The organism is Actinomadura sp. NPDC049753 (assembly GCF_040674655.1).
In the GTDB taxonomy this organism is placed as follows: Bacteria; Actinomycetota; Actinomycetes; order Streptosporangiales; family Streptosporangiaceae; genus Spirillospora; species Spirillospora verrucosospora.
The window spans coordinates 74,626-86,600 of record NZ_JBFARL010000007.1; the positions used below are offsets into that span (position 1 = coordinate 74,626).

The 11,975-nt window shown below is 72.4% G+C and carries 11 protein-coding genes and 1 riboswitch; of the genes, 5 read left to right on the forward strand and 6 right to left on the reverse strand.

Annotation, left to right across the window (positions count from 1 at the left end):
• Positions 1 to 39: 39 nt before the first annotated feature.
• Positions 40 to 1,386 (reverse strand): cytosine permease, encoded by a 1,347-nt coding sequence (locus AB0K37_RS03825; RefSeq protein ID WP_363974315.1) that lies wholly within the window; start codon positions 1,384 to 1,386, stop codon positions 40 to 42.
• Positions 1,381 to 1,497, reverse strand: a riboswitch (TPP riboswitch). It overlaps the preceding gene by 6 nt.
• Before the next feature lie 94 nt (positions 1,498 to 1,591).
• Positions 1,592 to 1,927 (reverse strand): rhodanese-like domain-containing protein, encoded by a 336-nt coding sequence (locus tag AB0K37_RS03830; RefSeq protein WP_353833406.1) that lies wholly within the window; start codon positions 1,925 to 1,927, stop codon positions 1,592 to 1,594.
• 203 nt (positions 1,928 to 2,130) lie between these two features.
• Between AB0K37_RS03830 and AB0K37_RS03835 the strand changes: the two genes are divergently transcribed.
• The gene (locus AB0K37_RS03835) at positions 2,131 to 2,436 is read left to right on the forward strand and encodes an SSI family serine proteinase inhibitor (RefSeq protein ID WP_363974318.1); all 306 of its coding nucleotides are present in this window, start codon (positions 2,131 to 2,133) and stop codon (positions 2,434 to 2,436) included.
• A gap of 123 nt (positions 2,437 to 2,559) precedes the next feature.
• On the opposite strand, the gene AB0K37_RS03840 is transcribed toward AB0K37_RS03835, so the two are convergent.
• Entirely contained in the window at positions 2,560 to 3,423 is an 864-nt protein-coding gene (locus AB0K37_RS03840; protein WP_363974321.1) for a DNA-formamidopyrimidine glycosylase family protein, read from the reverse strand.
• A 198-nt stretch (positions 3,424 to 3,621) separates the two neighbouring features.
• Here AB0K37_RS03840 and AB0K37_RS03845 point away from each other — a divergent pair, with 198 nt between their 5' ends.
• The 3 genes from AB0K37_RS03845 (at position 3,622) to AB0K37_RS03855 (ending at position 7,119) form a co-directional block, all read left to right on the forward strand.
• Positions 3,622 to 3,828: a heavy-metal-associated domain-containing protein gene (locus AB0K37_RS03845; protein ID WP_185030003.1), complete on the forward strand. Its 207-nt coding sequence runs from the start codon at positions 3,622 to 3,624 to the stop codon at positions 3,826 to 3,828.
• Between the two features lie 65 nt (positions 3,829 to 3,893).
• On the forward strand, positions 3,894 to 4,859 hold the full coding sequence (locus AB0K37_RS03850; RefSeq protein ID WP_363974325.1) for a hypothetical protein: 966 nt from the start codon (positions 3,894 to 3,896) through the stop codon (positions 4,857 to 4,859).
• Between the two features lie 28 nt (positions 4,860 to 4,887).
• Positions 4,888 to 7,119, forward strand: a complete 2,232-nt coding sequence (locus tag AB0K37_RS03855; protein WP_363974328.1) for a heavy metal translocating P-type ATPase — start codon at positions 4,888 to 4,890, stop codon at positions 7,117 to 7,119.
• A 107-nt stretch (positions 7,120 to 7,226) separates the two neighbouring features.
• Here the strand turns inward: AB0K37_RS03855 and AB0K37_RS03860 are convergent, their stop codons facing one another.
• Positions 7,227 to 7,658, reverse strand: coding sequence for a MarR family transcriptional regulator (locus tag AB0K37_RS03860; protein WP_363974331.1), 432 nt, complete (start codon positions 7,656 to 7,658; stop codon positions 7,227 to 7,229).
• A gap of 112 nt (positions 7,659 to 7,770) precedes the next feature.
• Here AB0K37_RS03860 and AB0K37_RS03865 point away from each other — a divergent pair, with 112 nt between their 5' ends.
• Positions 7,771 to 8,850, forward strand: a complete 1,080-nt coding sequence (locus tag AB0K37_RS03865) for an alkene reductase (protein ID WP_363974334.1) — start codon at positions 7,771 to 7,773, stop codon at positions 8,848 to 8,850.
• 4 nt (positions 8,851 to 8,854) lie between these two features.
• On the opposite strand, the gene AB0K37_RS03870 is transcribed toward AB0K37_RS03865, so the two are convergent.
• Entirely contained in the window at positions 8,855 to 9,463 is a 609-nt protein-coding gene (locus AB0K37_RS03870) for a transcriptional regulator (protein WP_353833401.1), read from the reverse strand.
• 175 nt (positions 9,464 to 9,638) lie between these two features.
• Positions 9,639 to 11,816 carry a bifunctional polysaccharide deacetylase/glycosyltransferase family 2 protein gene (locus tag AB0K37_RS03875; RefSeq protein ID WP_363974337.1) on the reverse strand — a complete coding sequence of 726 codons (2,178 nt, stop codon included), beginning with the start codon at positions 11,814 to 11,816 and terminating at the stop codon, positions 9,639 to 9,641.
• Positions 11,817 to 11,975 lie beyond the last annotated feature (159 nt).

Here is an 11,975-nt window from a genome sequence, read left to right on the forward strand (position 1 = left end):
CCGGGCAACTTGCGCCGAAACTTGCTTTCGACCCAAACCTTACCGTCTGGTAAGCCTACCGATGAGCAGGGCCGCGACCCCCGCCACCAGGAACGACAGCAGCGAGGCGCTCATCCACGTCTGCGGCGTGAAGTGGAGCGCGTCCCGCACGTCCGACCAGAACGCGGTCCAGCGGGCGACCGTGCCCGGGTTGACGAGCTGGTAGACGACGAACCCGATCGCCCATGCCGCGATCATGCCCCAGCGGGACGGCGCGGTCCGCGAGACGTCCCAGCCGCCCGCCCGGCGGCGGCCGAGGAAGAAGTCGGCGGCGAGGACGCCGAGCATCGGCACGAACACCGATCCGATCAGCGACAGGAAGCCCGCGTAGTCGCCGATGTCCAGGACCAGCGCGAGCACGGTGATGCCGGCGCCGAGTGCGACGCTCAGCACCCGGCGGTCGGCCCGGGGGAACAGGTTCTGGATCGACACCGCCGTGGAGTAGGTGTCGGCGAACGACTGGTCGGCCTCCCGCAGCACGAACACGGCGAAGAACAGCACGCCCAGCGAGACGCCCAGGAACGGGTCGAAGATCCTGCCCGAGTCGCCCGCGACCAGCGCCAGCGCGAGCAGCCCGAGGACGTAGGCGACGATCTGCGTGACGGAGTAGCCGACGGCCGCGGCGCCGAAGGCCCCGCGCTCGGTGCGCGCGTGCCGGGTGTAGTCGGCGGCGACCGGGACCCAGGAGATCGACACGGCCAGCGCGGCGTCCGCGCCGAGCCAGAACCCGCCCCACGAGCCCTGCGTCAGGTCGGGCAGCGGCTCCCGGACGAGCTGGACGTAGAAGTACACGAGCGCGATCGCCACCGCGACGGTCACATAACGGCGCAGCAACCGCACCGAGCCGAGCGGCCAGACGGTCAGCACGGTCGTGATCGCGCCCGCGGCGACCACGTAGCCCCAGCGCGGAACGCCGTCCCACAGCTCGCGGGCGGCGTCGGCGATGACGATCAGCTCGAACGTCCCCCACCCGACGAGCTGGGCGATGTTGAGGACGGTCGGCGCGTACGACAGCTTCGCGCCGAACAGGCCGCGCAGCAGCACCATCGCGGGCTGGCCGGTCCGCGCGCCGGGCACGGCGGCCAGGCCGAGCATCAGCCCGCCGAGGGCCGTCCCGACGGCCATCGCGACGATGCCCGCCATGATCGAGATCGTCGGCCGGCCGTCGGCGTCCGGCGCGAGGACGGTGTAGGCGCCGGAGAAGGCCAGGAGGCTGACGCCGAGGTTCCCCCAGAAGGCGCTCTGGTCCCAGAATCCGAGGACCTTGGGGGCCGGTTCGTCGAGGGTGAAGGGGACCTCGTCGGGGGCGCGCTCGTCCTGAGGGCGCTTTTCGACGTCGGACGTCACGGGACACACACTCCCTACGCCGGCATTACCCGGACAGGTTCATGCGGTCGGCGACGCCCTGGAGGCCGCCCTCTCAGCCCGGCTGTGGCCCGAGCTCCCGCGGTTATCGGTCAGGCCCGATCGTACAACCGCCCGTCACGCCTCAGAAGAGGGCATCCGGGTCAGATCACGCGAAATCCTTCAGATCACCGCGGAATCATTCATATCAAGCGACGTACGGCGGACCGTCCCCCGCGCCCTCCATCGGCCGGCCCGCCTCGGCCCACCCGTGCATGCCGTCGCCGACGTTCCTCGCCAGCCACCCCGCCTGGTTCAGCGCGGACGTGACCTGCGCGGACCGCGCCCCGGACCGGCAGATCACGTAGACCTCCCGGTCACGGGGGATCTCGCCGGCGCGGTCGCCGAGATGGCGCATGGGGATGTGGACCGCCGCGGGCGCGTGGCCCGCGTCCCACTCGTCCTGCTCCCGGACGTCCAGCAGGTAGCCGTCCTGCGGAACATCCGCGGCGACCACGGCCGGCACGTCTTCCCCGAAATTCATCACACCCCCCATGGAACCGCGCGAAGCCCCCCTGCGTCGAATCACGCATGCGGTATCGGACGCTCCTTTTCGCAGCGCCCGGGCTGGCCTTGCTCCTGTCCACGGCCGCCTGCGGCGACGAACAGGCAAACGGAAACTCCGCCGGAGCGCCTTCGGGCACGACGTCCGTGCAGCCGTCCGGCTCACCGGCGGACACGCTCACCGTGCGGGTGAAGGCCTCCAAGGAGGCGCCCGCCAAGACCTGGAGGCTGACCTGCGCCCCGCCGGGCGGCGACCATCCCGAGGCGGCCGGCGCCTGCGCGGCGCTCACCAAGGTCAAGGATCCCTTCGCACCCGTCCCCAAGGACCAGATGTGCACCGAGATCTACGGCGGTCCGGAGATCGCCACGGTCAAGGGCACCTGGCAGGGCAAGCCGATCGACACCACGTTCACCCGCGATGACGGCTGCCAGCTGCACCGCTGGAGCCAGATCGGCCCGGTCTTCGGGAACGTCCCGAAGGTCCGCTGACCCCGTCCCGAACCCTTCGATCCGTCCGGACGAGCCATCCCCGTTCCGGCTCCGTCCCCGACTCCGGTCGCCAGGCCCCGGCACCCGCCGGGGCCTGGCCCGTCTCACGGCGCCCGCGGCCCGCTACTTGAGGAGGCGGGACATGCGGCGGTCGGCGAGCGGCTTGCCGCCCGTCTGGCAGGTGGGGCAGTACTGGAGCGCCGAGTCGGCGAACGACACCTCGCGGACCGTGTCCCCGCACACCGGGCATTTCTCGCCCGCGCGCCCGTGCACCCGCAGGCCCGTCTTCTTCTCGCCCTTGAGGTCCTGGGCCTCGAGGCCGCGCGAGCGCTCCACCGCGTCCCGCAGCGTGGTGACGATCGCCTCGTGCAGGACGGCGACGTCCTCCTCGGTCAGCGAAGACGCGATCTTGAACGGGGACATCCTGGCGACGTGCAGCACCTCGTCGGAGTAGGCGTTGCCGATACCGGCGATCACCTTCTGGTCGCGCAGCAGCCCCTTGATCTGGCTGCGCTTGCCGTTGACGATCCCGGCGAGGGCCGCGGCGGTGAACGACTCGTCCAGCGGGTCGGGTCCGAGGGACGCCACGCCGGGCACGTCGTCGGGGTCGCGGACGACGTAGACGGCGAGGCCCTTCTTGGTGCCGGCCTCGGTGAGGTCGAAGCCCGAGCCGTCGTCCAGGTGCACGCGCAGGGCGAGCGGGTTCTTGCCTCCGGGCCGGACGGGCCTGGCCGGGATCTCGTCGCGCCAGCGCAGCCAGCCGGCGCGGGCGAGATGGACGACGAGGTGCAGCCCGTCGACGTCGAGGTCGAGGAACTTGCCGTGCCGGGCCGCGCCGGTGACGGTCAGCCCGCCGAGCGCGGTCACCGGCGGGTCGTAGGTCTTCAGCGCGGAGATGGCGAGAACATCGACGCGGGCGACGGCATGGCCGACCGCGCGCTCCCGCAGGAACCCCGCCAGCGCCTCCACCTCAGGTAGCTCAGGCATGGCTTCAGTATCCGCGACGAGCCGCGCCGCCGGAACGTCCGTCCACAGCCCTGTGGACGCCTGTGGAAAACCCTGGGGGTGATGTGACCCGGATCTCGGAATCACCCATACCCCCCAGGGGTTGTCAGAGGTGTCCGGTTATGGCAGCATGAGGCCCACGAGATACCCCCCAGGGGTAAAAGACCGAGGGAGAAGACGATGAGCACCGCCACCTACACCGTCAGCGGAATGACCTGCGGCCACTGCGTGAGCTCGGTGACCGAGGAGGTCGAGCAGATCGCCGGTGTGACCGGCGTGGACGTCGACCTCCAGACCGGCAAGGTCACCGTCACGAGCGAGACCCCCCTCGACGACGCCCGGGTCAAGGACGCCGTCGAGGAGGCCGGATACCAGCTGACCTCCTGAGCGGACCGCGCCTCGCCCCCGCGGGCGGGGTGCGTCCCTCGCAACACCGAGCGGAGTGAAACGGCATGAACAGCGCGACCAGGCTGGGGGCCTACGCAGTGGGCCTGGCGGTGGTCTTCGGCGGCGCCGCGAGCGTCGGCAAGATCGTCGGCCCTGTCGGAGGAACGGCGAAGATGGCGTCCCATGAGAACGGCGGAGGCGGGCACGGCGGCGGGCACGGCGGCGGAGGCCACGAGACCGCGGCGTCCCACGCGCCGGGCGGCCTCCAGGTGTCGGAGGACGGCTTCACGCTGGCCCCGCAGCAGACCGTCCTCAGCGCCGGCGAGAAGACGGACTTCCGGTTCACGATCAACGGGCCGGACGGCAAGCCCGTCACCGGGTTCAAGCCGCTGCACGGCAAGCGCCTGCACCTGATCGTGGCGCGGCGCGACCTGTCCGGCTTCCAGCACCTGCACCCGACCGAGGCCGGGGGCGGCGTCTGGACCGTCCCGATCACGCTGGCCAAGCCCGGCGTGTACCGGTTCTTCACCGACATCCAGCCGGACGGCGCGAAGCGGCAGCTCACGCTCGGCACGGACGTGTTCGTCCCCGGCGACCTGAAGCCCGCGCCGCTGCCCGAACCCGAGCAGGTCGCGAAGGTGGACGGCTACGAGGTGCGGCTCACCGGGGGCCTCACTCCCGGAAAGTCGACCGAGCTGACCCTCAGCGTGAGCAAGGACGGCAGGCCGGTCACCGACCTGGAGCCGTACCTTGAGGCGTACGGGCACCTCGTCGCGCTGCGGCAGGGCGACCTGGCCTACCTCCACGTCCACCCGGACGGGGAGCCCGGCGACGGCGAGACCGAGCCCGGCCCCGGGATCACGTTCTTCGCCGAGGCGCCCAGCTCCGGCGCGTACCGCCTGTACCTGGACTTCAAGCACGACGGCAAGGTCCGCACGGCCGAGTTCACGGTGCACGCCGGGAACGTCCCCGTCCAGGAAAAGGGCGAAGAGCCCGAACCGGGCCACGACGACCAGCCCCACACCCACTGACGTTCCGATCGAAGCAGAGGAGGACGCGATGAGCACGGACGCTGTGTCCGGGCGTATCGAGCTGGCGATCGGCGGTATGACGTGCGCGTCGTGCGCCAACCGCATCGAGCGGAAGCTCAACAAGATGGACGGCGTGACCGCCACGGTCAACTACGCCACCGAGAAGGCCAGGGTCGAGTTCGGGTCGGGAATCTCGCCCGACGAGCTGATCGCCACGGTGGAGAAGGCGGGCTACTCCGCCGCCCTCCCCGCCCCGCCGAAGACCGCCGACGAGGCGGCCCCGGAGCCGGCCGACGAGCTGCGCCCGCTGCGGCAGCGGCTGGTCACCGCGGTGGTGCTGTCGATCCCGGTGATCGCGATGGCGATGGTCCCGGCGCTCCAGTTCGAGGCGTGGCAGTGGCTGTCGCTGACGCTCGCCGCCCCCGTCGTGGTGTACGCGGGCTGGCCGTTCCACCGGGCCGCGGCGGTCAACCTGCGGCACGGCACGGCGACCATGGACACGCTGATCTCGCTCGGCACGCTGGCCGCGTTCGCGTGGTCGCTGTGGGCGCTGTTCTTCGGCACCGCGGGTGAGCTGGGCATCAAGCACGGGTTCGAGTTCTCCATGACCCGCTCGGACGGGTCGATGAACATCTACCTGGAGGCCGCCTCCGGCGTGATCATGTTCATCCTTGCCGGGCGGTACTTCGAGACGCGCTCGAAGCGCCGTGCGGGCGCCGCGCTGCGCGCCCTGCTGGAACTCGGCGCCAAGGAGGTCTCGGTCGTCCGGGACGGGCGCGAGGAGCGGATCCCGGTCGACCGGCTGGCCGAGGGGGACCTGTTCGTCGTCCGTCCGGGCGAGAAGATCGCCACGGACGGCACGGTCGAGGAGGGCTCGTCCGCCGTGGACGCGTCCATGCTGACCGGCGAGTCGGTCCCGGTGGAGGTCGGCCCCGGCGACACCGTCGTCGGCGCGACCGTGAACGCGGGCGGCCGGCTGCTGGTGCGCGCCACCCGGGTCGGTTCCGACACCCAGCTCGCGCAGATGGCGCGGCTGGTGGAGGACGCGCAGACCGGCAAGGCCCAGGTGCAGCGGCTCGCCGACCGGATCTCGGGCGTCTTCGTCCCGGTCGTGATCGCGCTGGCGCTCGGCACGCTCGGCTTCTGGATCGGCACCGGCGAACCCCTCGCCGGCGCCTTCACCGCCGCGGTCGCCGTGCTGATCATCGCCTGCCCGTGCGCCCTCGGCCTGGCCACCCCGACCGCGCTGATGGTCGGGACCGGGCGCGGCGCGCAGCTCGGCATCCTGATCAAGGGCCCGGAGGTGCTGGAGTCGACCCGCGCGATCGACACCGTCGTGCTGGACAAGACCGGCACCGTCACCACCGGCAAGATGGCCCTGGTCGACGTCATCACCGCCGACGGCGTCGCGGAGGAGGACGTGCTGCGGCTGGCGGGCGCGCTGGAGAACGCGTCCGAGCACCCCATCGCCCAGGCCATCGCCAAGGGCGCCGCCGAGCGGGTCGGAGACCTCGGCACGGTCGAGGACTTCGCGAACGTCGAGGGCCTCGGCGTCCAGGGGATGGTGGACGGCCACGGCGTCCTGGCGGGCCGCCCGCGACTGCTCGCCGAGTGGTCGCAGCACCTCACGCCCGACCTCGAACGCGCCATGGAGAAGGCCCAGGCTCTCGGCCACACCGCCGTCGCGGTCGGCTGGGACGGCGAGGCCCGCGCGATCATCACCGTCGCGGACCAGGTCAAGCCCACCTCCCGGGAGGCGATCGAGCGGCTGCGCGCGCTCGGGCTGCGTCCGGTCCTGCTGACCGGCGACAACGAGACGGTGGCCCGCACGGTCGCCGACGAGGTGGGGATCGAGGAGGTCATCGCCGACGTCCTGCCGCAGGACAAGGTGGACGTCGTCAAGCGCCTCCAGTCGGAGGGGCGGACGGTCGCCATGGTCGGCGACGGCGTCAACGACGCCGCCGCGCTGGCCCAGGCCGACCTCGGCCTGGCGATGGGCACCGGCACGGACGTGGCGATCGAGGCGTCCGACCTGACCCTGGTGCGCGGCGACCTGCGCGCCGCGGCCGACGCCATCCGGCTGTCGCGCCGCACGCTGGGCACGATCAAGGGCAACCTGTTCTGGGCCTTCGCCTACAACGTGGCCGCCCTGCCCCTCGCGGCGTCGGGCCTGCTCACCCCGATGATCGCCGGAGGCGCCATGGCGTTCTCCTCGGTCTTCGTGGTGACGAACAGCCTGCGCCTTCGGCGCTTTGTCTGAATGCGATTGCTGCATCGCTCCGGCTCGCCCAGAGACCGCTGGTGCACCGGTCGATGTGAGCGCCCCGGCGCCGGGCCTTCGGGCTCGGTGCCGGGGCGTCGCGCTTCTCAGGGGCGCAGGCGGGTGAGGAACGGGGCGAGGGCCGGGTCGGCGGCGGCCTCGTCCAGGGACTCGGTGAGCGTCTCGGTGTAGGTGGGGGCGGCCTTGTCCTGGACGGCGCGGCCCTCGTCGGTGATGACGGTGTAGACGCCGCGGCGGTCCTTGGGGCACATGTCGCGGCGGGTGAGGCCGGCGGACTCCAGGCGCGCGACGAGGCGGCTGACCGAGCTCTGGTTGAGGCCGATCAGGTCGGCGAGCTCCTGCATGCGCAGTTCCCCGTCCTCGGCGCGGGCGAGGTGGCACAGCGCGCGGTACTCCGACAGGCCGATCCCGTGGCCGCGCTGGAGGGCCTTGGCGAGCCGGTGCTCGACCCGCCCGTGCAGCACGACGATGCCGTCCCAGAGCGTGCCGTCCGCCATGGCCTCGGTGCCAGCGCTCATCGCGCACCCCACTTCCTCTTGACGCCAGTTTACCCGCGATGCCAACATATGCATGTACATACAACTCATGCAGATGCATGAAAGTGCCCGCGCCCGCCGGAGGGACAGGACGATGACCAGCCCCCTGCTCGCCCCGTACGAAGGCCCGCACCTCAGGCTCCGCAACCGGATCGCGATGGCCCCGATGACGCGGGGCCGCGCCGACGACGCGACCGGCGTCCCCCACCCGCTGACCGCGGAGTACTACGCCCAGCGCGCGACGGCGGGGCTGATCGTCACCGAGGGGATCTGGCCGCACCCGCTCGGCAAGGGCGGGCCCGGCATCCCCGGCCTGGTGACGCGGGAGCAGGTCGCCGGGTGGCGCGAGGTGACGGACGCCGTGCACCGGGCGGGCGGGACGATCTTCGCCCAGCTCTGGCACGTGGGCCGGATGTCCCATCCGCTCATCCTTCCGGGCGGCGCGACCCCCGTGGCGCCCTCGGCGGTGCGCATCCGGTCCGAGGGCATCCACACCAGGGAGGGGAACGTCCCCCACGTCACGCCGCGCGCCATGACGACCGCCGAGGTCGAGGAGACGATCGCCGCGTTCGCGGCCGAAGCGCGCAACGCCGTCCGGGCCGGGTTCGACGGCGTCGAGGTGCACGGGGCGAACGGCTACCTCGTCCAGCAGTTCCTGGCCGAGAACACCAACCGGCGCACCGACCGGTTCGGCGGCTCCCGCGAGGGCCGGCTGCGCTTCGCGCTCGACGTCGTGCGGGCCGTCGCGGACGCGGTCGGACCGGAGCGCGTCGGGCTGCGCGTCTCCCCCGGCAATCCCGAGAACGAGATCGCCGAAGAGGACCCGCGGGGCACCTACCGCGCCCTCGTGGACGCCCTCGACCCGCTCGGTCTGGCCTACCTGCACGTCATCGAGCGCGGCGCGTACGGGGCGCTGGCCGACCTGCGGCCCCGCTGGTCGGGCACGCTGATCGGGAACTTCAACGGCCCCGAGCCGACGTCCCAGGGCGCCGGTGAGGAGGTCGTCGCGGCGGGCCTGGCCGACGTCTTCTCCTACGGCCGCCTCTTCATCTCCAACCCCGACCTTCCCGCCCGGTTCGCGACGTCGGCTCCGCTGGCCGGCGCCGTGGAGGAGCTCGTCTACGGAGGCCACGCCGAGGGCTACGTCGACTATCCCCCGCTCGCCCGCGTGTGACGGCTCAGGACTCCACGGACCAGAAGGCCACCTCGTGCCGCATGCCCTCCATGAAGAGGCGTTCCGCGGTCGCGGGGTCGGGGTCCGCCTCGTCGATCATCTGGGCGATGCGGGCGGCGAGGTCCGCGAAGCCGGGGTCGGCGTAGGTGTCGACCCAGCGGCGGTAGCGGGGCTCGGCCGGCGGGTTCTCGGCGAGGATCCGTCCGAGCGTGGAGTAGCCCCACATGCACGGGTACAGGGCCGCGAGGCCGTCGCCGTACACGGCGGCGCTCTCCAGCAGGAAGGACGTGTAGGCGGCGCACGCGGGCCCCTTCCGGGCGCCGTCGAGGTCGGCGGCGAAGCTCGCGGAGAGGGAGCGGTGCAGGTCGAGCTCATCGTGGAAGGTGGCGTGTGCCAGGTCGACCAGGTCGCCCAGGTGGGCGTCGGGGGCCTGCCACGCGAGGCGGGAGAACACCCGGACGTAGTCGTGCAGGAAGAGGTAGTCCTGCTCCAGCCAGGAGCGGAACACGGCCTCGTCGAGGTTGCCTTGGGCGATGCCCTTCACGGTGGGGTGCTGGAGCTGCTCGTCCACCAGCGGGCGGCCGAGTTCCTCCAGGTGCGCGGCGAGACTCATGGCGCCAGTCTGCCGCAGACACGACCAGGCCCCGCCGGGTCGTGCGACCCGGCGGGGCCTTGGTCTAGCACCGGTGTGCGGGTCGCCTCTCGGCGAAAGGCACAACACGGCTCCAGCCGAACGGTATTCCGTGAAGGCGAAAGGTGAGGCCCGGGGACACCAGGCACACCGGCTGTCATGTGTAACCGACGGGCCCCGGAGATTGTTCCCGGGTCCCGAGATCCGCGAAGGTCCCGGTCCGGCGGATGGTGTGCCAGCGCAGGCGTGCCCCCAGCAGCGCGGTCACCACCGACTGCACCACGACCAGGTACATGAGCTGCCGGTAGACGAACTGCTGGAGCGGCAGCGCCCACAGCGGCCGGACGGACTCGCCGTCCAGCCACAGGGCGTAGGCGCCCGCGGCGGCCTGCGCGGCGACGAAGAGCGTCCAGGAGACGACCGGCACCAGCGGGTCGAGGAAGATCAGCCCGAACACCGCGAACAGGTCGATGGCCGGGGCGAACAGGGGCAGCAGCACCTGGAACACCGTCAGGTAGGGCAGGCAGCGTCGGCCGAACCGCCCCGAGGCGCCGCGATCGACGACGGAGCGCCGGTGCTTCCACATCGCCTGCATCGTCCCGTAGCACCAGCGGTACCGCTGCCTCCACAGCTGCCGCAGCGACGCGGGCGCCTCCGTCCAGGCCAGGGCCTTCTCCTCGTAGACCACGCGCCGCCCCGTGCGGCAGATCGCCATGGTGAGGTCGGTGTCCTCGGCGAGCGTGTCGCCCGGGACCCCGCCCACCTCGGCGAGGACGGAGCGCCGGAACCCCCCGATCGCGCCCGGCACGGTCGGCATGCACTGCAGGAGGTCGAACATCCGCCGGTCGAGGTTGAAGCCGATGACGTACTCGATGTGCTGCCAGCGGCCGAGGAGGCCGCCCCGGTTGGCGACCTTGGTGTTGCCGCTGACCGCGCCCACCTCCGGGTCCGCGAAGGGCGCGATCAGGTTCCGGAGGGTGTCGCGCTGGAAGACGGTGTCGCCGTCCACCAGCACGAGGATCTCCGACCGCGCCGCGGCGATGCCCGCGTTGAGCGCGCTCGGCTTGCCCCCGTTCGGCTTGCGGAGGAGCTGGACCCCGGGCAGGCCCATGGACTCGACGATCGCGGCCGTGCCGTCGGTGGACCCGTCGTCCACCACGATCACCTCGACGGCGCCCGGATAGTCGGTGTTCAGCAGCGTGGTCACCGTCGCCGCGATCCCGGCCTCCTCGTTGTAGGCCGGGACGATCACGGAGACGGGCGGGAACGGGTCCGGCGGCAGCCCGCCGGGCGGCGGGGGCGGCCCGGTCGGCCTGCGCCGGCGGCCCGCGGGCCGCCGCACCCGGCGCATGTGGACGTGCGCGAACACCAGCAGCGCCACGAGGCGCAGCACGCAGAGCAGGCCCGCGACCCCGAAGACCGCGCTCATGGCGCCGGTCAGCCCGGACGCGGCGCGCTGGGCGGTCACCAGCGTCCAGCCGACGGCCCGCTCGCGCGCGGGCACCGCGACCTCGGCGGGCGGCATGTCCAGCGCCTGCGCGAGGGTGGTGAAGCGGTAGCCCTGCGGCTGGAGCCGGTCGAGGATCCGCCCGACCGCCGCGACCGTCTCGGACCGGTCGCCGCCCGAGTCGTGCAGCATCACGACGGCGCCCTCGCCGCGCGCCCCCGCCGCCAGCGCCCGCTGGACGATCGTCTCGGTGCCGGGACGCGCCCAGTCCTCGGTGTCGCGGTCGGTGAGGACGACGATGTAGCCGTCCCCTCCCGCCCGTTCGGCCGCGCGCCACTCGGGCGCGGTCAGGCCGTCGGGGCGGGAGGAGTACGGCATCCGCATCAGCCTGGTGTGGACGCCCGCCGCGCCCGCCAGCGCGCGTTGGGTGAGGTCCATCTCCAGGCGCGCCCGCCAGCGCGGCGCGGCGGCGAGGTCGGCGTGCGTGTAGGTGTGCGAGCCGATCTCGTGGCCCTCGCGGAGGATGCGGCGGGTCAGCGCCGGCTCGCGGGCCACGTGCGAGCCGACGGTGAAGAACGTGGCGTGCGCGTCATGGCGGCGCAGGACGTCCAGGATCCGCGGCGTCCACTCGGGGTCGGGCCCGTCGTCGAACGTCAGAGCGATCGTCTTCGGGGGCATGCGCCGGCTCTTCGGGACGCCGTCCGAGAGGTTGACGACGGGACCGCCCTCGGTCACCCGTGACGGCACCGCCCCGGAATGCCCCGGATCGGCCCGCGGGGCCTCGCCGACGGTGCCGCCCGCGAAACCGTCCATCAGCAGGAGCACGGCCAGCACCAGGCCGCCGAGCGAGAGCAGGATCCAGTGCCCCCGCGGTTCACCGCGCCCCATGCTCAGCCGTTCTTCTTCTTGTGTCCCCACGCGGGGGGTGTCGCCTGCGACCTGCCCGGGGCACTCGTGGTGGTGGAGAACGTCTTGGCCGCGGGCGACGTGGCCTTCAGCGAGCTGAGAAGGCCGTTGTCGGCGGCCTTCCAGGTGAGCCAGACGGGC